The following is a 24,752-nucleotide window of genomic DNA, read 5'->3' as shown; positions in this document are numbered from 1 at the left end:
CGGCAATGGAGTCGAAGGCGGCGCGCCGTGGGCGCGCAAACCGCAGATTCTACGGGCGCTGCCTGCGCCGTCCGATCCAGAGCGCCAGCGCCACGATGGCCAGCGCCGGCCCCCACAGCGGTGCCAGGCCGAAGCGTCCCGCCCACCAGGCGAACGGTGTGATGTCGGTGCGGCCGTAGACCTCGCCCGTCAGCACATCGCGCGTGAGGCGCGGCAGCGCATGCGTGACCTGGCCCTGTGCGTCGACGATGGCGGTGGCGCCGGTGTTGGTGGCGCGCAGCATGGGCCGGCGGAACTCCAGCGCGCGCATGCGCGAGATCGACAGATGCTGATCGATCGCGATGCTGTCGCCGAACCAGGCGATGTTGCTCATGTTCACGAAGATGGTGGGCGCCCTGGCCGGGTCGACGAAGCGCGCTGCGAGTTCCTCGCCGAACAAGTCTTCGTAGCAGATGTTGGGCGCGAGCCGCTGTGCGCCCAGCACCATGGAGGCCTGGCCTACATCGCCGCGGCGGAAGTCGCCGAGCGGGATGTGCATCATCTCGGTGAACCAGCGGAACAGCGGGGGAATGAATTCGCCGAACGGCACCAGGTGGTGCTTGGCGTATTCGTAGTGGGCCGTGCGGCCCGGGGTGAAACCCACGGCCGCGTTGATGTAGCCGCTGCGCATGTCGCCCATGGGCATGCCGATCAGCGCGGTCTGGCCACCCGCCGCGAAGCGCGCCTGCAACGCCTGCCAGTAGCCGATCGGCAACTGCTCCGGCAAGAGCGGCAGCGCCGTCTCCGGCGCGACCACCAGCGGCGCCGAGGCCAGGTTCAGCTGTTGTCCGTACCACTGCAGCGACTGCTCGATGCCGATGCCGGGCTCGAACTTGACGTCCTGCGGGATGTTGCCTTGCAGCAGGCTCACCCGCAGCGGCTGGGCGATGACGGCGCTCTCTGCCGCAGGCTGGATGCGGCCCAGCCCGACGGAGAGCGCAATGACGCTCACCAGCGCCAGCGCAGCTGGCAGGCGGCCCTGTGCCGAGGCGGCGACCGAGGCCAACAGTGCGGCCGACAGCGCGGCGATGGCCGTGATGCCGTAGACGCCGACCCAGGGCGCGAACGCCGCCAGCGGGCCGTCCACATGCGCGTAGCCCGCCGCTCCCCAGGGGAATCCAGTGAACAGCAGGCCGCGCGCGAGTTCGGCCAGTGTCCAGAGCGCGGCCCACAGCAGCGCACGGCCGAGCGGGTTGCGGATGTTGCAGTGGCGCGCGATGCCGGCGGCCAGCGCGTAGTACAGGGCCAGCAAGGCCGCCAGTGCCGCCACCGACAGCACGGCGAGCACGGCCGGCAGGCCGCCATACACATGCAGCGAGATGAACAGCCACCAGAAGGTGCCGCCCAGCCAGGCCAGCGCGAACAGGAAGCCGCGCAGCGCTGCGGCGCGCGGGGTGGGCGCGGTGTCGACCAGGCGCACCAGCACCTCGAGCGCGAACAGCTGCAACCACCACTGCGGCTGGCCGTCCCAGGGCGCGGCGATGGACAGCGCATGGGCCCCGCCGGCCAGAAGCGCCCCCGCCATGGCCACCCAGGCGCCTGGCAGGGCGCGCAAATTCATGGGGTCGCGTTGCCGGATTCGGCCGCGGGAAACACCTTGAACCAGCGCACCGCGCCGCCCTTGGTGTGCAGCACCAGGAAGCGCAGGCCGGCCAGGTCGTGGCTCTCGCCGCGGCGCGGCACATGGCCGACCTCGTGCGCGATCAGGCCGCCGATGGTGTCGAAGCGGTCATCTTCCGGCCCGGTCTGCAGCGTGACGGCGAAAGCCTCTTCGACGCGCTCGACCGGCGTGTCGCCGCTGACGCGGTAGGTGCGATCGGCCAGGCCGAAGATGTCGCCGTGGTCTTCCACGATGTCGAATTCGTCCTCGATCTCGCCGACGATCTGCTCGAGCACGTCCTCGATCGTGATGATCCCGGCCACGCGGCCGAACTCGTCGATGACCACCGCCAGGTGGTTGCGGTTGCCGCGGAATTCGCGCAGCAGGTCGTTCAGGCCTTTGCTCTCGGGCACGAACACGGCCGGACGCAGCAGCGCGCGCAGGTTCAGCTCGGGCGCGCGCTGCAGCTTGAGCAGATCCTTGGCCAGCAGGATGCCGATGATGTTCTCGCGCTCGCCCTCGTAGACCGGGAATCGCGAGTGCGCCGTGTTGATGACCTGGTGCAGCAATTCCTCGTAGGGCGCGTCGATGTCCAGGCAGTCCATGCGCGTCGCCGCCACCATCACGTCGCCGGCCGTCTGGTCGGCCATGCGGATCACGCCTTCGAGCATCACGCGGGCGTCGGGCCCGATGATGTCGTTCTGTTCCGCGTCGTTGAGTGTTTCGATCAATTCCGCCCGCGAGTCCGGGCCGGGATGGATGAATTCAGCCAGGCGTTGCAGGAAGCTGCGCTTGTCTTCGCGCTCTGGACTACCGGACGCGGAGCGCCCAGGATAGGGGTCTGACACTGACGGGGTGCACGGCGTGCGGCTGTGGGGGAACCGCAAGGATAGCGGATCGCCGCCGGGGCACCCGGCCGAGTGCGCGGGCAGCGCTCAGCGGCCGGACTTCTGGCGCGCGTCCTGCACGCCTTGGCGCACCTCCTGCAAGCCCTGCAGGAAGCTGCGGAACTGCTGGGCCTGGGCCTTGAGATGGTAGTCCGTGAGGCCCAGGTGCTGCTGCACGAGTTCGTTCACCCGGGAGTCCAGGGTGGCAGCCGGCAGGCGCAGGAAGGCCTCGGATTCGGAGCCGTCGCGCTCTACGGTGGCGCCTGCGTTGCGCGCGATCTTGAGCATGGCCGTGTTCTCGCTGAGCGCATGGATGAACAGGCTTTGCACGCCCTCGTTACGGGCGTGCATGACGGCGCGCTCGAACAGGCGTGCGCCATAGCCGCGCCCGCGCACATGATCGGACACCGACACGCCGAATTCGGCGCACGAGGTCAGCGAGGGATCGATGGAGAAGGCCAGGTGCGCCATGGCGATCAGTTCGAGCCGGCGGTTGTAGATGCCGAAGATCTCGTCCCGTGTGAAGTTCAGGCTGTCGACATAGCGGCGCACGTGCTCGTCGGCGGCCGCGTAGCCGAAACGCAGGTAGCGGTCGTGCGGGCTCAATGCCATCAGGTGGCGTGCAATGCGTTCGCGGTGCTCCGGGCCCAGGGAGCGGATCGGCACGATGACCGGGGCGGTGCGGCGTTGTTCGACCCCGTCTCGCCCATGGGCGCGTGATGTGCCGTCGACCGCGGACGGCGCTGGGGTTCGGGTGTTATGCTGCATTGCAGCAATATACGACCAACGCGCCCTCGTCGCAGGCAGTACCGCACGGATTTCGGCCCAGACTGAAGGTCAATTGGCACACGCAACAAACGAAACAAAGCTTCGTGCGGACTGCAATCTGGCTGTAACCAGCCCTTTGGATACTGCGGCGCATGAAGTTGGTCCGCAGCAGGAGAACCCCGTGCCTTTGACGACCCTCGGTAACGCTTCCGGCGATCACTCCGATTCAGCGCAGCGTGCTGTACGCCAGGGCTGGTTGCGCTGGCTGTGGTCCCGACGGGACGGCCGCCTGGAAGATATACGGCGCCTGATGCTGGCCCAGCTCGCAACGGTGGCCCATGCGGAGCAGCGGGCGAACCTGGCTGTCCGCATCAAATCGGCCGCCGGTCCGGAAGCCTTGTGGGCCTTGCGCGGCGACTGGATGGCGGCGCTGGCCGACCATGAGGGCCTGCTGCTGGCGCGCCAGCGCATGAGCGACGTGAGCTTCATGTTCTCCGGCCTGCTGGACCGTGAGGAGCATGCGCGCACCGGTCTGGAGGTGCTGCGCACCGATATCCCACGCGGCCTGGTGCGCAACGCGGCGCAGATGCGCGCCGACCATTGAACTGAACTACAGCGGCAGGGCGGTGGTGGCCTTGACACGGTCCAGCACGAAGCTGGTCTTGCAGTCCTGCACACTGGGGTGTTTGAGCAGGGTGCCCATCACGAAGCTGCGGTAGTGCGCCATGTCCCGCACCACCACGCGCAGCAGGTAGTCCATGTCGCCCGTCAGGGCCTCGCATTCCACCACCTCGGGCCAAGTGACGACGCTGGCGCGGAACAGGTCCATGGGGTTGCGCTTGTGGGTTTCGGCCAGCTTCTCCAGCCGCACGTTGAGGTAGGCCGTCAGCGCCAGGCCTACGGATTCGGGCTTGACGAGAGCCACGTAGCGGTCGATCACACCGCTGTCCTCCAGCCGCTTGACACGCCGCAGCACGGCGCTGGCCGACAGGCCCACCTGCTCGGCGATCTGCTCGTAGGTGGCGCGCCCGTCGGTTTGCAGCGCGTTCAGGATCTGGCGATCCAGCTTGTCCAGCGTTTCCAAGTCCGCTCCTGCTTTGAAGGAAATCGAGAGGGGGATTTTGCCGCTGGATTCAGGCGGCGCGCACGAGCTGCAGGCTGTCGTGCAGCACCAGTTCCTGGAACGCCAGTGCCACGTGGGGATGGCCCGGCACGAAGCGGTTGTCGGCGCCGGCCCGTGCGGCGGTGGACACGGGAAACACCACGTTGTCGCAGTTGGAGTACCAGCAGGTGAAGGGCACGGCCTGGGCCTGGGCCTCGTCGCGCGCGAGCCGGGCCAGCCAGCGGCTGTTGCGCTCCATCTGGCGTGCGTTCTCACCATGGCCCAGCTGCGCCATCCAGGTTCCGCTGTGCGGGCTGGCGATCGTGACCACGTGCGCCACGCAGTCCGTGGCCCCTGGAGTGCGCAGCCAGGCGCGCGCCGCCAGGCCGCCCATGCTGTGGCACACCAGCACCGGCGGCTGGCCGGTTGCCGCCATGAGCCTGGCCACCGCGGCATCGATGGCCGGCACATAGGCGTCTATCGACCCTGTCACGGGCTCCAGGCTCACGGCGACGTGGGGCAGGCCCAGCGCGCGGGCGCGCCGCATCCACGGCGCCCAGAAACCGCGGTTGCAGAACAGGCCGTGCACGAACACCACGCCGCGCCGGCGCGTGCCCGGCGGCAGGTGGTCGGGCTCGGCATGTTCGCGGAAGGGTTGACGCCAGAAGAACACCTGCATGCCGCTGCGCAACTCGGCCCACCAGGCCGTCAGCAGTTGCGCCGGCGTGGGCCGTGGTGCGGGGTCGCCGTGCTGGCGCGCGAGCAGCGCGAACTCGCCGGCCAGCAGGGCGCCGTAGCCCAGTGCCGGCCATGCCAGACCGGCCAGGGCCAGCAGCGGCGACACGGACCAGAAGCCCACCAGCCAGGCCAGGGCCAGCGAGGCGAGAAGCAGGCAGAGCAGTCGTTGCAAGCGTGCAAGCATGGGGGCGCGGTGCGGTGGGGCGGTGGGCATTGTCGCCCTAGGGCAAGCCCCGCTGGCGGTGGCGCAGGCGCTGAGCACAATGCCGCCGCACAAGGAGATGCAGATGGCAAAGCCCTGGTTGGACAGCTACCCCCCGAATGTGCCGCACGATGTGGATGTCGCGCGCTACCGCTCGCTCGCCCAGTTGCTGGAAGAGTCGTTCAAGAAGAACGCCGCGCAGCCGTTCTCGGTCTGCATGGACTGTTGGATGTCCTACCGCGAGCTCGACGAGGCGTCAGCCGCGGTCGGCGCCTGGCTGCAGGGCTTGGGCCTGGAGGATGGAGCACGGGTGGCCATCATGCTGCCCAACATCCCGCAGTTCGCAGTGACCATGGCCGGCGTGTTGCGCGCGGGCTATACCTGCGTGAACGTCAACCCGCTCTACACGGCGCGCGAGCTGGCGCATCAGCTCAAGGACTCCGGCGCCAGCGCCATCGTGATTCTGGAGAACTTCGCGCACACGCTGGAGACGGTGATCGCCGAGACACCGCTGCGGCATGTGGTCGTGGCTTCGATGGGCGACATGCTGGGCACCTTCTATGGCCCGTGGGTCACCTTCGCGGCGCGCCACCTGGCCAAGATGGTGCCGGAGTTCACGCTGCCGCTGAACGGCGAGCGCACCGCCACATCGTTCCGCACGGTGCTGGCCGAAGGTGGCCGGCGCAGCCTGCGACCGGGCCAGGCCACGTTGGACAGCATCGCCTTCCTGCAGTACACGGGCGGCACCACCGGCATCTCCAAGGGCGCGGTGCTGACGCATGCGAACGTGATCGCCGGCGTGCTGCAGTCCGAGGCCTGGTTCTCGCCTGCGCTCGCGCGCGTGGGCGATCTGCGCAAGGTCAACAGCATCGCGGCACTGCCGCTGTACCACATCTTCGCGTTGACGCTGTGCCTGCTGGCGATCCGGCTCGGCGCGCACCTGACGCTGGTGCCGAACCCGCGCGACATCGGCAAGTTCGTGGACACCCTCAAGGCCCGGCCGTTCCACCTTCTGCCCGGCGTCAACACCCTGTTCAATGCACTGTTGCAGCATCCGCAGTTCAAGCACCTGGATTTTTCGCAGCTGTGCGTCACGCAGGCCGGCGGCATGGCAGCTTCGGAAGGCACGGCGCGGCAGTGGTTCGAGGTGACGGGCTGCCCCATGATCGAAGGCTGGGGCATGAGCGAGACGGTGGCCATTGGTACCAACAACCCGGTCACGGCGACGGCCTTCAGCGGCACCATCGGCCTGCCGCTGCCCGGCATCGACATCGCCATCAAGGACGACGAAGGCCGGTCGCTGGCGCAGGGCGAACCCGGCGAGATCGTCATCAAGGGGCCGAACGTGATGCGCGGCTATTACCAGCGTCCCGACGAGAGCGCTGCCGCCTTCACGCCCGACGGCTACATGCGCACCGGCGACATCGGCACCATGGACGCGCAGGGTTTCTTTCGCATCGTCGACCGCAAGAAGGACATGATCCTGGTCAGCGGCTTCAATGTCTTCCCGAACGAGCTCGAGAATGTCATCTCCTTGTGTCCCGGCGTGGTCGAGTGCGCTGCCATCGGCATCCCGGACGAGAAGCAGGGCGAGGCCATCAAGGTGTTCGTGGTACGCAGCGACCCTTCGCTGTCGGAAGAAGACGTTTCGCGCCACTGCCAGGACAACCTGACCGGCTACAAGCGCCCCAAGCACATCGAGTTCCGCGATGAGCTGCCCAAGAGCAACGTGGGCAAGATCCTGCGGCGCGAACTGCGTCGCGAAAGGGTCTGAGCGACCTGGGACTGCTCGGTATAGTCGCTGGCGTTTTTGCTGTTTGAGAACATCGGAGAGACCCATGGAGTACGAGACCATCACGTTGCGTGTGGAAGCCGGCAAAGTCGGCATCGTCACGCTGAACCGTCCCAAGCAGCTCAATGCGCTGAACGACCAGCTCATGAACGAGCTCGGCGATGCACTCAAGCAGTTGGACCATGACGACAGCATCGGCTGCATCGTGCTCACCGGCAGCGAGAAGGCGTTTGCCGCCGGGGCCGACATCGGCGCCATGGCCAAGTACAGCTTTGCCGACGTCTACAAGGGCGACTACATCACGCGCAACTGGGAACAGATCCGCAGCATCCGCAAGCCCGTCATCGCGGCCGTCAGTGGCTTCGCGCTGGGCGGTGGCTGCGAGCTGGCGATGATGTGCGACTTCATCATCGCGGCCGACAACGCCAAGTTCGGCCAGCCCGAGATCAAGCTCGGTGTGATTCCTGGTGCCGGCGGCACGCAGCGCCTGCCGCGCGCGGTCGGCAAGGCCAAGGCCATGGACATGGCTCTGACGGGCCGCATGATGGACGTGACCGAAGCCGAGCGTGCAGGCCTGGTCAGCCGGGTGGTGCCGCTCGACAAGCTGATGGATGAAGCCTTGGGTGCTGCTCTGTCGATCTGCGACTTCTCGCAGATCGCCGTGATGGCCGCCAAGGAGTCGGTCAACCGCGCCTTCGAGAGCGGCCTGTCCGACGGCGTGATGTTCGAACGCCGGCTGTTCCACGGCTTGTTCGCCACTGCAGACCAGAAGGAAGGCATGGACGCCTTCATGAACAAGCGCAAGGCTGGCTTCACCAACAGTTGAAACCTCCGTGAAATCCGTGCTATAGTGTGCGGCTCGGCGCTTTAGCTCAGTCGGTTAGAGCGATGGAATCATAATCCACAGGTCCGCGGTTCGAATCCGTGAAGCGCCACCAAAATCAAAGCCTCTGAAGTCGATGACTTCAGAGGCTTTTTCTTTGGCAGTTGACGGCTGCCTTGGGAGGGGCTGCCGCGACTGCGCGTGCAGCCACGGCGGTGTCGTTGCGTGTCAGGCGTGAGCAGGTTGGCGCACGTGTTCCGTGTCGCGCGATTCGACCCAGTGGCTGCCTTCGCCGTGCACTTCCAATGCCTCGGCCAAACGGTTCTTCAGCAGCCAGCGGTTCATCAGCGAGCCTTCCATCCACTCGCAGACGAAGCGTTGGCCTTGGTTCTGCGCCACTTCGCGCGTGCTTGAGATGCGAATTTGTTTCATGGTGCGCGAGCGTAACCAAGACACCGTGTTTCTAATGTGACATGCCGCACATCTTTTGCATGGCACCTGCGCACCAGACTGAAAACTGCGTCGCAGCGATCAGGCCTTGCCGTTGCGCTTGGCGATCACGGCCATGACCGCAAGCGCTGCAACCACTTCCCACATTCCGCTATGGTCGCCGCTGAACGTGGAGGTCGCCCAAGAAGCCGCAGCTCCAGGGAGTGTTTGGACCGATGGAAGGTCGGGATATGCACCCAATGCGAACGCTGCGGAGACGGCAAGCAGCGATGCAATGGCGATCAAAGGGCGCTTCAGCAGTTGAATGGAGATCATCCATCAGCTATAGCAAGCTATGTGCCGCCCTTCGAAATCAATCACTTGGCACGGTTCCTAGGGTATTCCCGGCCGGTGTGTAACGTGTGCCGTCATCAGCCTTTTCCTACATTCTTAGACCTTGGCAAGTCACCGGGTAGCGTTGATCCGGTCGTCGTTCGTTGTGCTGCGGCTGCCCTTGAGATGCAGTTCCACGTCGCTTGCGCGGTCTCCAACTTCCGAGACGGCCTGTCGGATCTGGTCCGCAGTTGCGTTCAGTCGGCCTGCCCAAAGGCGCAGTGCCTCGTCTGAGCTGGTGTCAATGCGGTCAATGCCGGTCGCATTCGGCGCCAAGTTGATGTCTTCGTTGCCCATCGCTGTCCTTTCTGAAAGAAGTTGGGACGATCGTGGCCCGGTTGGGCATCTGGCGATGTCAGTGGCAGTCGCTTGGTGACGTACGTGGATCGACTTCGAGACCATGAAATTGTGCGCATGAGGTGCTTCCTGTCGGAGCTTCTTACACAATGACTGGGCGAGACTGCGGTGCAGACGGTTGTCTGTTGATTTCATTGCGGTCGCGCGCATGGCGCGGATGTTGCATCCCACGCGTCAGGACCTGGGCGAAAGAATGCCTGGGTGCACCTGATGCGCGCTTGGCACGCCGCTGACCTGATCACCGAACCGGATTCTTCAAGCATGAGCGATCAAACCAGGAGCGACAGTTCGAAGCCCGCACCGCCCGCATCGGCGGCCGTCGAGCCTAGAACCCATGTGAACAGCGCGATGACCGTGCCGTATGTGCCGAGCAAAACGGTACCGGTTCGGGCGGGCGCTGATGACCACAAGCGGCATGCCACCAAGGGTTTGCCGACCTAGGTCGATGAGCGTTCGGCATCTGTTCCAGGCCCCGCACCAGCGGGGCTTTTCTTTTGGCGGGCTCTTGCCTGTTTGCGAACACCGCGTCGCTGGGGAGCGCATGGGGCCTCGGTTTGCGCAGATGTACCGGTGCTTGTCCACAGCCTTGCCCACTGCAGCATCGACCATCACGCGGGCGGCTTGGAGAGAGCCGCGCAAACACGCAAAACGCCAGTCGGTCGAGTGATGGACTGGCGATTCAGCAGTTCGGAATTTGCCTGGGGGAACTTGGTCGTGGACTCTTACGCGGTCCACGTTTACGGCACTTTCGCATGCAGGACCACTCTGCGTTTTTCGTCGTGAGCGATCTTGTCGACGTGCCGCCGTGAGATTCGGCGTTGCCTGGCCAGGCGGTTCCCTTGCTGATGAGTAAGGGAACCGGGGATTATAACTCAGTCTGGCTTGGCCCCGGACGCCTTGACCACCCCAGCCCATTTGGCGGTCTCGCGCTGCATTAGCGCCATCAAGGCGTCTGGCGTGCCTGGGTTCGGGTCCAGGCCGAGGGTGGCCAGCTTCTCTTTCACGTCGGGCAGCGCCAGCACGCGCGCGACTTCCTGGTTGATGCGCAGCTGAACTTCGCGTGGCATGCCGGCCGGCCCGAGCAGCGCGAACCAAGAGGTCGCTTCGAAACCGGGCAGGCCAGCCTCGGCGATCGTCGGAATGTCCGGCGCGGCGGGTGAGCGCTGCGCACTGGTCACGCCCAGGGCCTTGAGCTCACCTGACTTCACCAGCGGCAGCGCCGACGGCATGTTGTCGAAGATCATGGCGATGCGCCCGCCCAACAGATCCGGAATCGCCTGGGCGCGGCCCTTGTAGGGCACATGCTGCATCTTCACGCCGGCCAGTGTGTTGAAGAGTTCGCCCGACAGGTGGATCGAGGTGCCGCTGCCCGACGAGCCGAATGCCAGCGGCTCGCGCTTGGCCAGCGCCACCAATTCCTGGACGTTGTTGGCTGGCACCGTCTTGTTGACGACGAGCAGGTTCGGTGTGCTGGCCAGGAAACTGATCGGCGTGAAATCCTTGAGGTTGTTGTACGGCATCTTGTCGTACAGCGCCGCGTTGATGGCGTGCGTGCCCACCGTGCCCAACACCAGTGTGGCGCCATCAGCCGGGCTCTTGGCGACGATGTCAGCGCCGATGTTTCCGCCCGCGCCGGGCTTGTTGTCCACCGTGACCGGCTGGCCCAATGCGCTCCATTTGTCGGCCAGCAGGCGTGCCAGCGTGTCCGGCGCGCCACCGGGTGGGAATGTGACGACGATGCGGACGGGCTTGCTCGGCCAAGCCGCCGGTTGCGCCATGGCGGGCAGGTTGCTGCCCGCGAGAGCGAGCAGGGCAGTGGACAGCAACAGTCGGCGTGAGGCGGGTGGCATGGTGGCGGATCTCCTTGTCGTGGGTGAAAGGCCGCCAGCGTAAGCAAGCTGCGCGGTGCGCGTGAGCGGGTTTTACCGGCCCACATCCGGCGGCTAGCTGCCGTGCCAGGCCGTGGGCCAGTGTGGAGCGGCGCCCCTTTGGGGCGCAATCCGCGCACGTGCACCGACCGGTCTCGATGGCCAGCGCATCGCTCGGCCTCAGGCATATCCCTTGCTTCCGCAGGCGTGCGGCGTACCTACACTGCAAATCCCATTCGCCTGACCGAGGAAGTCCATGCCTGCCTTGTCCCGCCTGAGTGCCATCGCCCTGTGTTGCGCGAGCCTGTCCGCTGTCCATGCCGACACCTTGAAGAAGGTGGCCGAGAACAACAAGATCACCGTGGCGTACCGGGAGTCGTCGGTGCCATTCAGCTACCTGGCCGGCTCGACCAAGGCCGTGGGCTTCGCGGTCGATCTGACCGACGCCGTTGTCGAGGCCGTCAAGAAGAAGCTCAACAAGCCCAGCCTGGAAGTGGGCACCATGGCGGTGACCTCGCAGAACCGCATTCCGCTGCTCACCAACGGCACGATCGATCTGGAATGCGGCTCGACCACCAACAACAGCGCGCGCGGCAAGGACGTGGCCTTCGCCATCAACCATTTCTACACCGGCACACGCCTGCTGGTGAAGAAGACCTCCGGCGTCAAGAACTACGCCGACCTCGCCGGCAAGACCGTGGCCACCACCACCGGCACCACCAATGCCCAGGTCATCCGCAAGTACAACCAGGACAACAACCTCGGCATGACGGTGGTGCTGGGCAAGGACCACGACGATTCGCTGCTGCTGGTCGAGAGCGACCGCGCCGTCGCCTTTGCGATGGACGACATCCTGCTGTTCGGCCTGCGCGCCAACTCCAAGATGTCGGACCAGCTCGATGTCGTTGGCGATTCGCTGCAGGTCGAGCCCTATGCCTGCATGCTGCGCAAGGACGACCCGGCCTTCAAGGCACTGGTCGATGGCGTGTTCTCCGATGCCATGAAGTCGGGAGAGTTCGAGCGGCTGTACAACAAGTGGTTCATGTCGCCGATCCCGCCGCGCGGCATCAACCTCGGTCTGCCGATGAGCCAGCAGCTGCGCGACAATCTGAAGGCCTTGAGCGACAAGCCCGCCATGTAGGTCCGCGAGTGCGGCACCGGCGGGGCGCTGAACTTCTTGATGCCGTCCTGCCGACTTCCCTTCTGCCTTGCCGCCTCGTTCGTCGCCCTGTCCGCGGCCGCCCAGACCGCGCCGGCCAGCTTCCACATGGTGCAGCGCATCGACGAGATGCTCGTCGGCGTGGACGCCATCGCGCTCGACGTGGTCGACCGCGACCATGTGGCCGGCACGTACTTCCTCGTGCATGCCCAGCGGCCGTCGCCCCTGGTCGGCTATGCGAACTACGTCGTGGATTGCCGCATGCCCCAGCGCATTGCCATCCTCAATTCCGTCATGCCTTCGGGTCGGCTTGAGCCCGAGCAACCCTTCGTGCAGCCGCCGCGGCGCAGCGGCCGCACGGACCTCACCAGTCTGGTGTTCGAGCCCGTGCACACCATGGATGGCACCGCCCTGGTGGCCCGGTTCAGCTGCGAGGCCAGCGGCGCGCCCGGCCGGGCCGCCCAGATCGCTGCCGAACTCGCGGCGCGCGGCAGTCCGCCCGACAGCCGCAGCCTGTACTGCGGCATGCAGCCCGATGCCGGGCGCGCGGCGCGGCGCGTGGAGGTGCGCTACAGCGCGGCCGAGAACGCCGTGGCCGTGAACGGGCAATGGCTCAGTTCGGGTTTCGTGGCGGGCGACGAGGTCGTCTTCGGCGTCGGCGCGCAGTGGCGCGTGGACACCCGCAAGCGCCATGCCCGCCTGTTGCGCGACGACGGCCGCCAGTTGTTCAAGGGCGATTGCGAGACGCGGCCCTGAGCGGTGGTGTGCAGCCCGGCGCTCAGCCCAGCAATGCCTGCGCGAACTCGCGCGCGTCGAAGGTTTCCAGGTCTTCCAGCTTCTCGCCCACGCCGATGAAATAAACCGGCACGGGCCGCTCCTGGGCGATGGCGGCCAGCACGCCGCCCTTGGCCGTGCCGTCCAGCTTGGTCACGATCAGGCCCGTCAGGCCGATCGCGTCGTCGAAGGCCTTGACCTGCATCAGCGCGTTCTGGCCGGTGTTGCCGTCGATGACCAGAAGCACCTCGTGCGGTACGCCGGTGCCGGCGGTGTCGGCCTTGACCAGCGTGCGGCGGATCTTCTTGAGCTCCTCCATCAGGTGCAGCTGGGTCGGCAGGCGGCCGGCCGTGTCGACCAGCACCACGTCCTTGCCGCGGGCGCGGCCGGCATTGACGGCGTCGAAGGCCACGGCCGCCGGGTCGCCGCCCTGCTGGCTGATGGTCTCCACATAGTTGCGGTCGGCCCAGACGGCCAGCTGCTCACGTGCAGCGGCCCGGAAGGTGTCGGCCGCGGCCAGCAGCACCGAGGCCTGGTGCGCCGCCAGGTGACGTGTGAGCTTGCCGATCGAGGTGGTCTTGCCCGCGCCATTGACGCCGGCCACCATCACCACGGTAGGCTTGTGCTCACCGATCACCAGCGGCTTCTGCAAGGGCCGCAGCATGTCGGCGATGGCATCGACCAGCAGTCCGCGCACGGCGGCAGGCTCGGTGGCCCGGGCCTCCTTCACGCGGCGGCGCAGGTCGTCCAGCAGCACCGTCGTGGCTTTCACGCCAGCGTCGGCCATCAGCAGGGCTTCTTCGAGTTGCTCGTACAGCGCCTCGTCGATGCGGGTGCCGGTGAAGACGGTGGTGATGCTGCTGCCGGTCTTGCGCAGGCCCAGCTTGAGGCGGTCCACCCAGCCGGTGCGGGCTGCGGGCTCGGCGGCCACCTCGGCAGCCACCTCGGCGGGCGGTGGATCGGGTGCCGCCTCTGGCTTGCTTCCGCCAAAGGGATTGCGCAGCCAATTGCGGCCGGCGGGCTCCGGCGGCTCGGCCGCCGCAGGGGCGGGCGTCGCTTCGGCGGGTGCCGGCTCCGGTGCGGGCGGTTTTTTCTTGAAGAAACTGAACATTTGGGGCGTTCTTAGAATCGGATGATTCTATGAAACGCATTCTTTCAGCGTGCACCATGGCCTTCGCGCTGGCCTGGGCGACACCCGGCCTGCAGGCCCAGACAGCACCCCCAGCGCCTTCGGCGGCCGCAGGCGCCAGCGCCGCGGTCGCCGCCCAGCAATTCCAGCTTGCCAACGGCATGCGGCTGATCATCAAGCCCGACCGGCGCGCGCCGACGGCGGTGCACATGGTCTGGCTGCGCGTGGGCAGCATGGACGAGGTGGATGGCACCAGCGGCGTCGCCCATGCGCTGGAGCACATGATGTTCAAGGGCACGGAGCAGCTCCAGCCGGGCGAGTTCTCGCGCCGCGTGGCGGCCATCGGCGGCTCCGAGAACGCCTTCACCTCCTTCGACTACACCGGCTACTACCAGCAGATCCCGTCCAGCCGGCTCGAGGAGGTGATGCGCCTGGAGTCCGACCGCTTCGCCCACAACCGCTGGGCCGACGACGAATTCACGCGCGAACTGGCTGTCATCAAAGAAGAGCGGCGCATGCGCACCGACGATGCACCGCGCGCCCGGCTGTACGAGGCGCTCTACGCCATGACCTACCAGGCCGCGCCCTACCGCCGGCCCATCATCGGATGGATGGGCGACCTGGACAGCCTCACGCCCGACGACGTGCGCCAGTTCTACCGCAAGTGGTACGTGCCGGCCAATGCCGCTGTGGTGATCGTGGGCGACGTGGACGTGGCGCAGGTGCGCGCACTGGCAGAACGCACCTACGGCGCCATCCCGGCCGCAGCCGTGCCGGGCCGCAAGCCGCGCGAGGAGCCGGCGCAGCGCGGCATCCGGCGGCTGGAACTCAAGGCGCCGGCCGAACAGTCCTACCTGGCCATGGCGTTCAAGGTACCCCAGGTCACCCAGCTCGAGGACAGCGAGGACGCGCTGGCGCTGACCGTGTTGTCCGCCGTTCTCGACGGCTACCCTGGCGCCCGGCTCGAGCGCGCGCTGACCCAGGGCCCCGACCGCCTGGCCGACAGTGCCGGCGCCAGCAACGGCCTCATGGGCCGCGGCCCGCAGCTGTTCGTGCTGGACGGGGTGCCGGCGCCCGGCAAGACCACCGAACAGCTGGAGGCTGCGCTGCGCGAGCAGGTGGCCCGCGTGGCGCGCGAGGGTGTCAGCGCCGCCGAGCTCGCGCGCGTCAAGACGCAGTGGGTGGCCGGTCAGGTCTACAAGCGCGATTCGCTGTTCAACCAGGCGCGCGAACTCGGCAGCCAGTGGGTCACCGGCTTTGCACCCGATTTCTCCGACCGCCTGATCGAGCGGCTGCGCTTGGTCACGGCCGAGCAGGTGCAGGCGGTGGCGGCCCGCTACTTCGGCGACGACCAGCTCAACGTGGCCGTGCTGCGGCCGCAGCCCGTGGATGCCGCCACCCGCAAGAACGCACCCGCCGGTGCGCGCCAAGCCCCTGCCAGCGAGCCGAGCCGATGAACAAACTGATGTCTTGCGCGCGGCTGTCGTTGGCCGCATCCCTGCTCATGGCCGCCGGCTGGGCCAGCGCCGCCATTCCGCTGCAGCGCTGGACCCAGGCCAGTGGCGCCGAGGTCTATCTGGTCGAAAGCCCGGGCATTCCCATGGTCGACGTGCAGCTCGACTTCGATGCCGGCTCGCGCCGCGACCCGGCCGCGCAGGCGGGTCTGGCCGATGCCACGGCGGGGCAGGCCAACAAGGGCATCGCCGCGCAGGGCCCCGAGCCCGCCCTGGACGAGAACGCGCTGGGCGAAGCCTGGGCCGACCTGGGCGCCTCGTTCGGTGCCAGTGCCAGCCGCGACCGCATGAGCTTCTCGCTGCGCACGCTGACCTATCCGGATCTGCTGCCCAAGGCCGTCGCGCTGGCCGCGCGCCAGCTGGGCACGCCGGCCTTCGATGCCGCGGTGTGGCAGCGCGACCGCGAGCGCATCGGCGCGGCGCTGCGCGAGTCCTACACGCGGCCCGGCCCGGTGGCGAGCCGCGCCTTCCAGGAGCTGGTCTACGGCGGCCATCCCTATGGCCGCGAGACCACGGAGCAGACCCTGGCCGCCATCTCGGTCGACCAGCTGCGCACCTTCTACGCCAGCAGCATCCTGCCCTGCCGCGCCAAGGTCAGCGTGGTGGGCGCCGTGACGCGCCAGCAGGCCGACCAGTTGGTGCAGGCCTTGCTCTCGCGGCTGCCGCAGACCGCCTGCGCGCCGCTGCCAGCCGTGGGCGAGGTGCCGGCACTGGGCAAGGCCGAGGAGCGGCGCATCCCGTTCGCGTCCAACCAGGCGCAGGTGCTGATCGGCCAGCCTGGCATCAAGCGCGATGACCCGGATTTCTTCGCCGTGCTCGTGGGCAACCACATCCTGGGCGCCGGCGGCTTCACCTCGCGTCTCACGCACGAGGTGCGCGAAAAGCGTGGGCTCACCTACGGCGTGTCCAGCGACTTCTCGCCGGGCCGCCATGCCGGCGCGTTCACGGTCGGCCTGCAGACCCGTGCCGACCAGGCCGGCGCAGCCATTGCCGTGGCGCGCGAGACACTGGCGCGCTTCGTCGCCGAGGGTCCGACCGAAGAGGAGCTGAAGGCGGCCAAGGACAACCTGGTCGGCGGCTTCGCGCTGCGGCTGGACAGCAACCGCAAGCTGCTCGGCAACGTGGCCAACATCGCCTGGAACGGCTTGCCGCTGGACTACCTGGACACCTGGACGCAGCGTGTGGAGGCCATCACGGTGGCGCAGGTCCGCGCTGCGTTCGCGCGCATGCTGCAGCCCGAGCGCATGGTGACGGTGGTGGTCGGCGGCGCCTGATCCGCACTGCCACCGCTCAGCCGAGCGCCGCGCGCGCAGCCACCAGCACTGCGCGGCCGAGCCCGTCGAGCAGCGCCGAGGCGGCCCGCGCGTGCTGCCAGTACAGCGGCACGTCCAGCGGCGTGCCCGGCACCAGTTCCACCAGCCGGCCGGCCGCCAACAGCGGCTGCACCAGCGGGAGCGGCTGCATGCCCCAGCCCATGCCGGCCAACCCGGCTTCGATGAAGGCCTGCGGCGAAGGCAGCAGGTGGCAGGGCAGCGGCACCGCCTTGCGGCATTGCCGGCGTACCCAGCGGGCCTGCAACTGGTCCTTGCGGTCGAACAGCAGGCTCGGGGCCAGCGCCAGGCTGCGGGCCTGCACACCCTCGGCGAAATGCCGTGCCATGAATGCCGGGCTGCCCACGGCCAGGTAGCGCAGCGTGCCCAGGGCCTGGCTGTTGCAGCCGGCTGCGGGCTTGGCCAGCGCCGTCACGGCCGCCAGCACGGCGCCGCTGCGCAGGCGCTCGGCCGTGTGGTCCTGGTCGTCCACGGTCAGTTCGAGCAGCACCTGCGCCGTGGCCGCGTACTGCGCGGCGGCCGGCGCGAACCAGCTGGCCAGGCTGTCCGCGTTGACGGCCACGGGCAGGCGCGCGCGCTCGGCGGTCGGCGCTGCCACCGGCAACACATCCTGCAGATCGTGCTCCAGCAGGCGCACCTGGGCCAGGTGGCGGCACAGGTGCTGGCCCACGTCCGTGGCGCGGCAGGGCTGGCCGCGCACGACCAGTGCACAGCCCACGCGTTCCTCGAGCAGGCGCACGCGCTGCGAAACGGCCGATGGCGTCACGTGCAGCGCCTGGGCGGCGCGTTCGAAGCTGCCTTCGCGGACCACGGCGGCCAGCGCGGCAAGGGCGGCATAGTCGAGCACGGCATCCCCCATCGGTGAAGAAAAACTGAACCGAGTTTAGAAGTTTGCGCTGGCCCGCCGGGCGCCGCGCCGGCATGCTCCGCACCCATGTCTGCACTCCTCCAGGGCTTCTCGCTGAGCCTCGCCTTGATCGTCGCCATCGGCGCGCAAAACGCCTTCGTGCTGCGGCAGGGCCTGCGCCGCGCCCATGTGCCGCAGGTCGTGCTGTTCTGCGCGCTGGCCGATGCGCTGCTGGTCGCCGCCGGTGTCTTCGGCATGGCCAGCCTGCTGGGCGCGCAGCCGTTGCTGGCCCGCGCGTTGGCTGCGGTGGGCGCCGTGTTCCTGGCCGCCTATGGGCTGCGCGCGTTGTGGCGCAGCCGGCGGCCTGCCGCGCTGCAGCCCGCCGCGGAGGGATCGGCCGGCCGCGTCGCCGTGCTGGGCCAGGCGGCGGCCTTCACGCTGCTGAACCCGCATGTGTATCTGGACACGGTGCTGCTGGTGGGCTCGGTCGGCGCCCAGCATGCGGCGCTGGCGCGCGTGGCCTTCGTGGCCGGCGCGGCGCTGGCCAGCGCCGGCTGGTTCGCGGCGCTGGGCTTCGGCGCGCGCTGGCTGGCGCCGTGGTTCGCGCGGCCGCGCGCCTGGCAGTGGCTGGACCGCTTCATCGGCGCCACCATGCTGGTGCTGGCCGCGGGGCTGGCGTGGCGGGCCGCCGGCGTCGCGTAAGCTCGCCGCATGCCCCGTCCCACTGCTCAGAAGACCACCAAGAAGACCGCCGCGCCGGCCCGCCCGAATGAAATCCGCATCATCGGCGGCCAGTGGAAGCGCACCAAGCTGCCCGTGGCCGACAAGCCCGGCCTGCGCCCAACCCCCGACCGCGTGCGCGAAACGCTGTTCAACTGGCTCGGACAGGATCTCAGCGGCTGGCGCTGCCTGGACATGTTCGCGGGTACCGGCGCGCTGGGCCTGGAGGCCGCCTCGCGCGGTGCTGCCGAAGTGCATCTGTTCGAGACCGACGCCGCCCTGGTGGCGCAACTCGTGCAACTCAAGACCCGGCTCGGGGCCACGCAGCTGCAGGTCACGCGCGGCGACGGCGTGGCGTTGGCGGGCCGTCTGGGCGCGGCCAGCATCGACCTGGTGCTGGTGGATCCGCCGTTCGACACCACGCAGTACACGGCCGCTGTCGCCGCAGCGCTGCGCGTGCTGACGCCGCAAGGCCGGCTGTACCTGGAAGCGCCCGAACTCTGGGGCGCTGAGCGCCTGGCAGGCCATGGCCTCGTGGCCGAGCGCCACCTGAAGGCCGGTGCCGTGCATGCGCACCTGCTCGCCCGCGCATAATCGCGCCGCACGAGACAAGCCCAGGAGAAAGCCGCCCATGAGCCACCATGTGATCGCCGTCTATCCCGGCACCTTCGATCCGATGACGCTGGGCCACGAAGACGTGGTGCGGCGTGCGGCCCAGCTGTTCGACACCGTGGTCGTGGCGGTGGCGGCTGGCCACCACAAGAAGACGCTGTTCTCGCTGGAGGAGCGGATCGAGATGGTGCGCGAGTCCGTCAAGCCGTATCCGCAGGTGCAGGTCGACAGCTACGCCGGCCTGGCGCGCGACTTCGTCGTGGCCAAGGGCGGCAAGGCCATGGTGCGGGGCCTGCGGGCCGTGACCGATTTCGACTACGAGTTCCAGCTGGCCGGCATGAACCGCACGCTGATGCCCGACGTGGAAACCGTGTTCCTGACGCCGGGCGACAAGTACCAGTTCATCTCCAGCACCTTCGTGCGCGAGATCGCGACGCTGGGCGGCGAGGTCGAGAAGTTCGTCTCGCCCTATGTGCTGCGCTGCCTGCTGGCCAAGGTGGGCCGCACGGGCTGAGCGTTCACTGGAAACCTTCGGCTTCGGCTGCGTTGCGAGCGCCTTCGGGCGGCCGGGCGGCGGTCACGGCAACCGCGCCAGCCAGTCCAGCAGCAGCGCGTTGACCGCCGCCGGCTGCTCCATCGTCAGCATGTGGCCGCACAGCGGCAGCAGGTGCAGCTCGGCATGCGGCACGAGCGCTGCGATCTCGCGTGCGCAATCGGGTGGCGTCAGGCTGTCCGATGCGCCGCTGGCCACCAGCACCGGACAGCGCAGCGCCGGCAGGTGGATGCGCGCGTCGGGCCGGGCCATCACGGCGCGGTTCTGCCGCACCAGCTGCGCGGCGCCCACGCGCAGCACCATCTCCAGGTAGCTCTTCGCCAAGGCCTTGAGCTCCGGGTGGCGCCGGTCGAAGGCAAAGGGCACGTTGGCGCGCAGCACCTCGTCGGCACGGCCGCTTTCGAACAGGCCGATGGCCTGCTCGCGCAGCTGGCGCATGTCCGGCGTCTCCGGCCGGGCCGAGGTGCCCAACAGGGCCAGGCCGCGCAGGCGCGCCGGGGCCTGGCGCGCCGCTTCCATGGCGACCATGCCGCCCATGGAGGCCCCGCACAGCACCAGCGGGCCGTCGTGCTCGGCCAGCAGGCGCTCGGCCATCTCCTCGATGCTGGCGCTGCGTTCGGCCACGTCCGTGACGTGCGCATTCCACTGCGGGGGCAGGGCCTGCAGCAGCGCATGCCAGAGCCCGCCATCGCAGGCCAGGCCGGGGATCAGGATCAACTTGTCCATTTATGCTCAGAATCAACGATAGAACTCGTGCAGCACCTGAGCTTATCCGCTGGCAGCTTTTGGATAATCCCAGGCATGACCCGTCTGATTCTCGTGCGCCATGGTGAAACCGAGTGGAACCGCCAACTGCGCTTTCAGGGCCAGGTGGATGTGCCGCTGAACGCCACCGGCCACGAGCAGGCGCTGCGTGTCGCGCGGCGCCTGGCCAGCGGGGAGGTGCACCGCGTGGTCAGCAGCGACCTCGCGCGGGCCCGCCAGACCGCCGCCCCGCTGGCCGAGCTGCTGGCGCGGCGCGGCGGCCCCGACCCCATCGAAAGCGCGGCCCTGCGTGAGCAGAGCTTCGGCGTGGTCGACGGCATGAGCGTGGACGAGATCAAGCGCCTGCACCCGGCAGCCTGGAACGACTGGGTCGACTTCCGTGCCGACTACGCCTTCGAGGGCGGGGAGAGCACGCGCCGCTTCCATGGCCGCGTGCTGCAGGGCCTGCGCGAGCTGGCCAATGCCCATGCCGGCGAGACGCTGGTGGTGGTCACGCATGGCGGCGTGCTCGACATGGTCTGGCGCAGCGCACGCGCGCGCTCGCTGGACGGGCCGCGCGAGGCCCACATCCCGAATGCCGGCGTGAGCCAGGTGCAGGTGCTTGTCAAGGACGATGCGCACCGCCTGGACATCCTGGACTGGGCCGACATCGCCCACCTGGAGGGCATGCCGCCGCAGCCGGTCTACGACCAGGCGCGGCTGGCCGAGATCCGCCAGCGCGTGCCGCTGGCCTGAACGCAGGGCGGCGCCCTCGGCGCATCCTCAAGGCAAAGGATGTGCGGCCTGCCGGCGCGGAGCAGGATCGGCCGCACAGGAGAAATGCCATGGCAACGACGACCCCCCGCCCGTTCCCGAACCACCTGATCAAGAAGGGCGAGGCCGACGCGGCGCTCGTCAGGGCCGTGCAGACAGCACTCAAGGGCCACGGCTACGGCCCGTTCACGGCCGGTCTGTTCGATGCGCAGATGGTGGCCGTGGTCAAGGTGTTCCAAACCCAAAATGTGGACAGCCAGGGCAACGCGCTGGTGGTCGATGGCGAGATCGGCCGCTTCACCTGGGGGGCGCTGTTCGGCGTGGCCGCAGCCACGGAAGTGCCGGCGCCGTCGTCGCCGCTGGCGTTGCAGGCCCTGGGCGTCGCAGCGTCGCAGATCGGGCAGATGGAGGTGCCACTCGGCAGCAACCGCGGGCCGATGGTCGATCACTACCTCACGGTCACCGGCGTTCCGCTGACCGGCAGCCCGGACACGCGTGCCTGGTGCATGGCCTTCGTCTACTGGGCCTTCCACCAGGCGGCCGTGCACCTGGGGACGCCCAATGTGGTGCCTCGGACCGCGGGCTGCCTCGACCACTGGGGCCGCGCCCGCTTCGTGCCGGGCGTGGTCCGCATCACGGGCGCCGAGGCCTTGGCCGACATCTCGCTCGTCAAGCCGGGGCAGGTGTTCATCTGCGATTTCGGCCACGGGCTCGGGCATGCCGGCATCGTGGAGCGCGTGCTGCCCGATGGCCGTCTCGTGACGGTCGAAGGCAACACCAACAACGACGGCAGCCGGTCGGGTGTGGGCGTGTTCAGGCTGGAGCGCCGCAAGCTGAGCGACAAGCTGCTCAAGGGCCTGGTGGACTACAGCGCATCCTGAGCGGTGCACCGCCCGCCGCCACGGCGGGCGCGGCCCAAGCATTCGCACAACGAATGCTTCCAGCCGAATTTGCAATTGGACGCCAATGCTTGGCCCCAGGGAAGATGCGGACGCGTTCCCCATCACACCCCGAGGAGACAAGTCCATGTGGAGACACCGCCGCCTGTTGCTGGCGCTGCTTGCTGCCGCGCCGTTCGGCAGCCTGCAGGCCCAGAACCCCCAGCCCCTCACCCTGGTCGTGCCGTTCGCGGCCGGCAGCGGCACCGATGCCGTGGCCCGCACCGTCGGCCAGAAGCTGGCCGAGAAGCTCGGCCAGACCGTGGTCATCGACAACAAGCCCGGCGCCAACGCCCAGGTCGCTGCGCAGTACGTGGCGAAGGCCAAGCCCGACGGGCTCACGCTGTTCATGACCACCAACACCTCGCACTCCGCCAACCCGGCGCTGTACAAGGAGTTGCGCTATGACCCGATCAAGGACTTCACGCCGATCGCGCGCGTGGGCGAGCTGCCGTTCGCGCTGGCCGTGCACCCCTCGGTGCCCGCCAAGACACTGGCCGAGTTCATCGCGTACGCCAAGGCCAATCCGGGCAAGCTGTCGTATGCCACACCCAACAGCACATCGCTCGTGGCCATGGAGGCCATCAAGCGCATCGCCGGCATCGACATCGCGCAGATTCCCTACAAGAGCAGCCCCCAGGCCATGACCGACCTGGTCGGTGGCCAGGTGCAGGTCTACGTGGCCGATCTGGGTTCGGGCATGGCCATGCTCAAAACCGACAAGATCCGTACGCTGGCGATCACCACGGCGCGCGAGTCGCAGATCCTGCCCGGCGTGCCGCCCGTGGGTGCCACGGTCAAGGGCTTCGACCTGACCTCCTGGAACGGCATCTTCGGTCCGGCCGGCCTGCCCAAGCCGGTGGTCGACCGCATCAACGGCGCACTGCAGCAGGTGCTGGCCGAGCCCGACACGCAGGACAAGCTGCGCCAGTTGGGCTTCGAGGTGTGGCCGTCCAAGACGCCCGAGGAGTTCACCAAGTACGTGGCCGACCAGCTGGCGCATTGGGGCGCGCTGATCCGCCAGTCCGGCGTAAAGCCGGAATGAGTTCCCCGCAAGGCCCGCTCGCGGGCGTCAAGGTGCTCGACCTGAGCTCGGTCATCATGGGCCCGTTCGCCACCCAGATTCTGGCTTCGCTGGGCGCCGAGGTGACCAAGCTCGAAAGCCCCGAGGGCGACAACATGCGCCACGTGGGCCCCATGCGCAACCCGGGCATGGGCCACATCTTCCTGCAGGCCAACCAGGGCAAGCGCAGCATCGTGCTCGACCTGAAGCAGCCCGCCGCACGCACCGCCGCGCTGCGGCTGGCCGGGCAGAGCGACGTGCTGATCAGCAACGTGCGCCCGCAGGCCCTGGCCCGCCTCGGCCTGGACGCGGCCAGCGTGCGTGCCGCGCACCCGCGCCTGATCCACGTGAACTGCTGCGGCTTCGACCAGGACGGCCCCTACGCCGCGCGGCCGGCCTACGACGACCTAATCCAGGGCGCGACCGGCATTCCCTGGCTGACGCAGGCCTACGCGGGCGGCGAGCCGGCCTACGCCCCCATCACGCTGGCCGACCGCGTGACCGGCCTGCACGCGGTCTACGCGATCACCGCCGCGCTGTTCGCGCGCGAGAAGACCGGGGAAGGCCAGGCCATCGTGGTGCCGATGTTCGAGGCCATGACGCAGTTCGTGCTGGGCGACCACCTGGCCGGCCTGGCCTTCGAGCCGCCGCACGGCGACGCCGGCTACGCCCGGTTGCTGACGGCGTACCGCCGCCCCTACCGCACGCGCGACGGCCACCTGTGCGTGCTGATCTACAACGACAAGCACTGGCGCAGCTTCTTTGCGGCCATCGGCCCACCGGGCCGGGCGTTGGCCGAAGACCCGCGCTTCGCCACGCACAGCGCCCGCGCCCAGCACATCGATGCGGTGTATGCCGAGGTGGCACGCCTCATGCGCGAGCGCAGCACGGCCGAGTGGCAGGCGCTGCTGGACGCCGCCGACGTGCCCAACATGCCGATGATGGGCCCCGCCGATCTGCTTGCAGACCCGCACCACGCAGTCACCGGCTTCGTGCGCCGCTTAGACCACCCCAGCGAAGGCCGGCTGGTCGGCACCGGTGTGCCGACGCGCTGGAGCGGCACGCCGCCGGCCGACCAGCCCGGGCCGGCCCCGCGGCTGGGCGAGCATTCCTCGGCGGTACTGCGCGAGGCTGGGTTTGCCGACGCCGAGATCGCAGCACTGCTGGCCGGCGGCGCCTGCCGCCAGGCCGAACCATTGCAGGAGACCACGCCATGAGATCCCCCTTGTTCGTGCGCAGCAGCGAAGTGCCGAGCTACAGCCCGGCCAACCACGACCACACCCACAACCAGCGCCTGATCGGCCCGGCCAATGGCGCCCGCCATCTGGAGGTGGTGCTGGGCACCATCGGCGCGGGCGGGGGCGCGCTGCCGCATGCGCACCCGGGCATGGAGCAGGTCTGCTACCTGCTCGAAGGCACGGCGCGTGCCGAGGTCGGTGGCGAGGTGTTCGAGATGCAGCCCGGCGACTGCTGCCTGTTCCCGGCCGACGCCATGCACGTCTTCACCGTCACCAGTGCGCAGCCTGCACGCCTGCTCGTCATCTACAGCCCGCCCTACGGCGAAGACCCGGCGCGCGTGCGCCGCTCCTGAGGAAA

27 protein-coding genes and 1 tRNA gene are annotated in these 24,752 nt (G+C 68.4%); 16 read left to right on the top strand and 12 right to left on the bottom strand.

Annotated elements, in window-relative coordinates:
* Positions 1-49 precede the first annotated feature (49 nt).
* The 3 genes from lnt to DES41_RS09495 all read right to left on the bottom strand — a co-directional run bounded on the left by lnt (position 50) and on the right by DES41_RS09495 (position 3,294).
* Positions 50-1,600: an apolipoprotein N-acyltransferase gene (lnt, locus tag DES41_RS09505; protein WP_114467381.1), complete on the bottom strand. Its 1,551-nt coding sequence runs from the start codon at positions 1,598-1,600 to the stop codon at positions 50-52.
* On the bottom strand, positions 1,597-2,487 hold the full coding sequence (locus tag DES41_RS09500; protein ID WP_114467380.1) for a CorC family transporter: 891 nt from the start codon (positions 2,485-2,487) through the stop codon (positions 1,597-1,599). Before DES41_RS09500 ends, lnt begins: the two co-directional genes overlap by 4 nt.
* Positions 2,488-2,574: 87 nt before the next feature.
* Positions 2,575-3,294 (bottom strand): GNAT family N-acetyltransferase, encoded by a 720-nt coding sequence (locus DES41_RS09495; protein WP_114467379.1) that lies wholly within the window; start codon positions 3,292-3,294, stop codon positions 2,575-2,577.
* A 73-nt stretch (positions 3,295-3,367) separates the two neighbouring features.
* Here DES41_RS09495 and DES41_RS09490 point away from each other — a divergent pair, with 73 nt between their 5' ends.
* Positions 3,368-3,898 (top strand): hypothetical protein, encoded by a 531-nt coding sequence (locus DES41_RS09490; protein WP_211332937.1) that lies wholly within the window; start codon positions 3,368-3,370, stop codon positions 3,896-3,898.
* 6 nt (positions 3,899-3,904) lie between these two features.
* On the opposite strand, the gene DES41_RS09485 is transcribed toward DES41_RS09490, so the two are convergent.
* A complete protein-coding gene (locus DES41_RS09485) occupies positions 3,905-4,378 on the bottom strand; it encodes an Lrp/AsnC family transcriptional regulator (RefSeq protein WP_056663203.1) in 474 nt (157 codons plus the stop codon).
* Between the two features lie 49 nt (positions 4,379-4,427).
* A complete protein-coding gene (locus tag DES41_RS09480) occupies positions 4,428-5,306 on the bottom strand; it encodes an esterase/lipase family protein (RefSeq protein ID WP_342769644.1) in 879 nt (292 codons plus the stop codon).
* Between the two features lie 115 nt (positions 5,307-5,421).
* Between DES41_RS09480 and DES41_RS09475 the strand changes: the two genes are divergently transcribed.
* The 3 genes from DES41_RS09475 (at position 5,422) to DES41_RS09465 (ending at position 8,066) form a co-directional block, all read left to right on the top strand.
* Positions 5,422-7,110: an AMP-binding protein gene (locus DES41_RS09475; RefSeq protein ID WP_114467811.1), complete on the top strand. Its 1,689-nt coding sequence runs from the start codon at positions 5,422-5,424 to the stop codon at positions 7,108-7,110.
* A 64-nt stretch (positions 7,111-7,174) separates the two neighbouring features.
* Positions 7,175-7,954, top strand: coding sequence for an enoyl-CoA hydratase (locus tag DES41_RS09470; RefSeq protein ID WP_114467376.1), 780 nt, complete (start codon positions 7,175-7,177; stop codon positions 7,952-7,954).
* 35 nt (positions 7,955-7,989) lie between these two features.
* Positions 7,990-8,066, top strand: a tRNA-Met gene (locus DES41_RS09465).
* 113 nt (positions 8,067-8,179) lie between these two features.
* On the opposite strand, the gene DES41_RS37735 is transcribed toward DES41_RS09465, so the two are convergent.
* From DES41_RS37735 to DES41_RS09455, 4 genes are all read right to left on the bottom strand, one after another.
* Positions 8,180-8,383: a hypothetical protein gene (locus DES41_RS37735; RefSeq protein ID WP_147282823.1), complete on the bottom strand. Its 204-nt coding sequence runs from the start codon at positions 8,381-8,383 to the stop codon at positions 8,180-8,182.
* A 99-nt stretch (positions 8,384-8,482) separates the two neighbouring features.
* Complete coding sequence (locus tag DES41_RS37730; RefSeq protein WP_147282822.1) at positions 8,483-8,716, bottom strand: hypothetical protein; 234 nt, start codon at positions 8,714-8,716, stop codon at positions 8,483-8,485.
* A gap of 129 nt (positions 8,717-8,845) precedes the next feature.
* Entirely contained in the window at positions 8,846-9,070 is a 225-nt protein-coding gene (locus DES41_RS09460) for a DUF3606 domain-containing protein (protein WP_114467375.1), read from the bottom strand.
* Positions 9,071-10,002: 932 nt separating this feature from the next.
* Positions 10,003-10,980, bottom strand: a complete 978-nt coding sequence (locus DES41_RS09455) for a Bug family tripartite tricarboxylate transporter substrate binding protein (RefSeq protein WP_114467374.1) — start codon at positions 10,978-10,980, stop codon at positions 10,003-10,005.
* A 274-nt stretch (positions 10,981-11,254) separates the two neighbouring features.
* Here DES41_RS09455 and DES41_RS09450 point away from each other — a divergent pair, with 274 nt between their 5' ends.
* Entirely contained in the window at positions 11,255-12,139 is an 885-nt protein-coding gene (locus tag DES41_RS09450; protein ID WP_114467373.1) for a transporter substrate-binding domain-containing protein, read from the top strand.
* Positions 12,140-12,178: 39 nt separating this feature from the next.
* Entirely contained in the window at positions 12,179-12,913 is a 735-nt protein-coding gene (locus tag DES41_RS09445) for a hypothetical protein (RefSeq protein ID WP_114467372.1), read from the top strand.
* Positions 12,914-12,935: 22 nt separating this feature from the next.
* Here DES41_RS09445 and ftsY read toward each other — a convergent pair whose 3' ends face one another.
* Entirely contained in the window at positions 12,936-14,042 is a 1,107-nt protein-coding gene (gene ftsY, locus DES41_RS09440) for a signal recognition particle-docking protein FtsY (RefSeq protein ID WP_114467371.1), read from the bottom strand.
* A 29-nt stretch (positions 14,043-14,071) separates the two neighbouring features.
* Here ftsY and DES41_RS09435 point away from each other — a divergent pair, with 29 nt between their 5' ends.
* Both DES41_RS09435 and DES41_RS09430 read left to right on the top strand, forming a co-directional pair.
* On the top strand, positions 14,072-15,517 hold the full coding sequence (locus DES41_RS09435; protein ID WP_425466348.1) for a M16 family metallopeptidase: 1,446 nt from the start codon (positions 14,072-14,074) through the stop codon (positions 15,515-15,517).
* Complete coding sequence (locus DES41_RS09430; protein ID WP_114467369.1) at positions 15,514-16,848, top strand: M16 family metallopeptidase; 1,335 nt, start codon at positions 15,514-15,516, stop codon at positions 16,846-16,848. The genes DES41_RS09435 and DES41_RS09430 overlap by 4 nt, the downstream gene beginning before the upstream one ends.
* A gap of 16 nt (positions 16,849-16,864) precedes the next feature.
* On the opposite strand, the gene DES41_RS09425 is transcribed toward DES41_RS09430, so the two are convergent.
* Positions 16,865-17,752 (bottom strand): LysR family transcriptional regulator ArgP, encoded by an 888-nt coding sequence (locus tag DES41_RS09425; RefSeq protein ID WP_114467810.1) that lies wholly within the window; start codon positions 17,750-17,752, stop codon positions 16,865-16,867.
* Between the two features lie 87 nt (positions 17,753-17,839).
* Here DES41_RS09425 and DES41_RS09420 point away from each other — a divergent pair, with 87 nt between their 5' ends.
* The 3 genes from DES41_RS09420 to coaD are packed head-to-tail and all read left to right on the top strand — an operon-like array spanning position 17,840 to position 19,598.
* Entirely contained in the window at positions 17,840-18,454 is a 615-nt protein-coding gene (locus DES41_RS09420; RefSeq protein WP_114467368.1) for a LysE/ArgO family amino acid transporter, read from the top strand.
* Between the two features lie 9 nt (positions 18,455-18,463).
* Complete coding sequence (rsmD, locus tag DES41_RS09415; protein ID WP_114467367.1) at positions 18,464-19,066, top strand: 16S rRNA (guanine(966)-N(2))-methyltransferase RsmD; 603 nt, start codon at positions 18,464-18,466, stop codon at positions 19,064-19,066.
* A 37-nt stretch (positions 19,067-19,103) separates the two neighbouring features.
* Positions 19,104-19,598, top strand: a complete 495-nt coding sequence (coaD, locus tag DES41_RS09410) for a pantetheine-phosphate adenylyltransferase (protein ID WP_114467366.1) — start codon at positions 19,104-19,106, stop codon at positions 19,596-19,598.
* A gap of 63 nt (positions 19,599-19,661) precedes the next feature.
* Here the strand turns inward: coaD and DES41_RS09405 are convergent, their stop codons facing one another.
* Entirely contained in the window at positions 19,662-20,363 is a 702-nt protein-coding gene (locus DES41_RS09405) for an alpha/beta fold hydrolase (RefSeq protein WP_114467365.1), read from the bottom strand.
* Between the two features lie 75 nt (positions 20,364-20,438).
* Between DES41_RS09405 and DES41_RS09400 the strand changes: the two genes are divergently transcribed.
* The 5 genes from DES41_RS09400 to DES41_RS09380 all read left to right on the top strand — a co-directional run bounded on the left by DES41_RS09400 (position 20,439) and on the right by DES41_RS09380 (position 24,747).
* A complete protein-coding gene (locus DES41_RS09400) occupies positions 20,439-21,137 on the top strand; it encodes a histidine phosphatase family protein (protein WP_114467364.1) in 699 nt (232 codons plus the stop codon).
* An 89-nt stretch (positions 21,138-21,226) separates the two neighbouring features.
* On the top strand, positions 21,227-22,036 hold the full coding sequence (locus tag DES41_RS09395; protein ID WP_114467363.1) for a CHAP domain-containing protein: 810 nt from the start codon (positions 21,227-21,229) through the stop codon (positions 22,034-22,036).
* A 145-nt stretch (positions 22,037-22,181) separates the two neighbouring features.
* Positions 22,182-23,138, top strand: coding sequence for a Bug family tripartite tricarboxylate transporter substrate binding protein (locus DES41_RS09390; protein ID WP_114467362.1), 957 nt, complete (start codon positions 22,182-22,184; stop codon positions 23,136-23,138).
* A complete protein-coding gene (locus tag DES41_RS09385) occupies positions 23,135-24,373 on the top strand; it encodes a CaiB/BaiF CoA transferase family protein (protein WP_114467361.1) in 1,239 nt (412 codons plus the stop codon). Before DES41_RS09390 ends, DES41_RS09385 begins: the two co-directional genes overlap by 4 nt.
* Positions 24,370-24,747 carry a cupin domain-containing protein gene (locus DES41_RS09380; RefSeq protein WP_114467360.1) on the top strand — a complete coding sequence of 126 codons (378 nt, stop codon included), beginning with the start codon at positions 24,370-24,372 and terminating at the stop codon, positions 24,745-24,747. Before DES41_RS09385 ends, DES41_RS09380 begins: the two co-directional genes overlap by 4 nt.
* The last annotated feature ends 5 nt before the right edge of the window (positions 24,748-24,752 follow it).

The organism is Pseudorhodoferax soli (genome assembly GCF_003337555.1).
Classification (GTDB): Bacteria; Pseudomonadota; Gammaproteobacteria; order Burkholderiales; family Burkholderiaceae_C; genus Pseudorhodoferax; species Pseudorhodoferax soli.
The sequence above is the reverse complement of the archived record's forward strand: the minus strand, read 5'-3'. Positions and strand labels throughout refer to the sequence as shown.

What these genes read in the sequence shown, in the direction of transcription:
- lnt (WP_114467381.1), bottom strand. Translation starts at nt 1,600, where the DNA reads ATGAATTTGCGCGCCCTGCCAGGCGCCTGGGTGGCCATGGCGGGGGCG.
- DES41_RS09495 (WP_114467379.1), bottom strand. Translation starts at nt 3,294, where the DNA reads ATGCAGCATAACACCCGAACCCCAGCGCCGTCCGCGGTCGACGGCACA.
- DES41_RS09475 (WP_114467811.1), top strand. Translation starts at nt 5,422, where the DNA reads ATGGCAAAGCCCTGGTTGGACAGCTACCCCCCGAATGTGCCGCACGAT.
- DES41_RS09470 (WP_114467376.1), top strand. Translation starts at nt 7,175, where the DNA reads ATGGAGTACGAGACCATCACGTTGCGTGTGGAAGCCGGCAAAGTCGGC.
- DES41_RS37735 (WP_147282823.1), bottom strand. Translation starts at nt 8,383, where the DNA reads ATGAAACAAATTCGCATCTCAAGCACGCGCGAAGTGGCGCAGAACCAA.
- DES41_RS37730 (WP_147282822.1), bottom strand. Translation starts at nt 8,716, where the DNA reads ATGATCTCCATTCAACTGCTGAAGCGCCCTTTGATCGCCATTGCATCG.
- DES41_RS09460 (WP_114467375.1), bottom strand. Translation starts at nt 9,070, where the DNA reads ATGGGCAACGAAGACATCAACTTGGCGCCGAATGCGACCGGCATTGAC.
- DES41_RS09455 (WP_114467374.1), bottom strand. Translation starts at nt 10,980, where the DNA reads ATGCCACCCGCCTCACGCCGACTGTTGCTGTCCACTGCCCTGCTCGCT.
- DES41_RS09450 (WP_114467373.1), top strand. Translation starts at nt 11,255, where the DNA reads ATGCCTGCCTTGTCCCGCCTGAGTGCCATCGCCCTGTGTTGCGCGAGC.
- DES41_RS09445 (WP_114467372.1), top strand. Translation starts at nt 12,179, where the DNA reads ATGCCGTCCTGCCGACTTCCCTTCTGCCTTGCCGCCTCGTTCGTCGCC.
- ftsY (WP_114467371.1), bottom strand. Translation starts at nt 14,042, where the DNA reads ATGTTCAGTTTCTTCAAGAAAAAACCGCCCGCACCGGAGCCGGCACCC.
- DES41_RS09435 (WP_425466348.1), top strand. Translation starts at nt 14,072, where the DNA reads ATGAAACGCATTCTTTCAGCGTGCACCATGGCCTTCGCGCTGGCCTGG.
- DES41_RS09430 (WP_114467369.1), top strand. Translation starts at nt 15,514, where the DNA reads ATGAACAAACTGATGTCTTGCGCGCGGCTGTCGTTGGCCGCATCCCTG.
- DES41_RS09420 (WP_114467368.1), top strand. Translation starts at nt 17,840, where the DNA reads ATGTCTGCACTCCTCCAGGGCTTCTCGCTGAGCCTCGCCTTGATCGTC.
- rsmD (WP_114467367.1), top strand. Translation starts at nt 18,464, where the DNA reads ATGCCCCGTCCCACTGCTCAGAAGACCACCAAGAAGACCGCCGCGCCG.
- coaD (WP_114467366.1), top strand. Translation starts at nt 19,104, where the DNA reads ATGAGCCACCATGTGATCGCCGTCTATCCCGGCACCTTCGATCCGATG.
- DES41_RS09405 (WP_114467365.1), bottom strand. Translation starts at nt 20,363, where the DNA reads ATGGACAAGTTGATCCTGATCCCCGGCCTGGCCTGCGATGGCGGGCTC.
- DES41_RS09400 (WP_114467364.1), top strand. Translation starts at nt 20,439, where the DNA reads ATGACCCGTCTGATTCTCGTGCGCCATGGTGAAACCGAGTGGAACCGC.
- DES41_RS09395 (WP_114467363.1), top strand. Translation starts at nt 21,227, where the DNA reads ATGGCAACGACGACCCCCCGCCCGTTCCCGAACCACCTGATCAAGAAG.
- DES41_RS09390 (WP_114467362.1), top strand. Translation starts at nt 22,182, where the DNA reads ATGTGGAGACACCGCCGCCTGTTGCTGGCGCTGCTTGCTGCCGCGCCG.
- DES41_RS09385 (WP_114467361.1), top strand. Translation starts at nt 23,135, where the DNA reads ATGAGTTCCCCGCAAGGCCCGCTCGCGGGCGTCAAGGTGCTCGACCTG.
- DES41_RS09380 (WP_114467360.1), top strand. Translation starts at nt 24,370, where the DNA reads ATGAGATCCCCCTTGTTCGTGCGCAGCAGCGAAGTGCCGAGCTACAGC.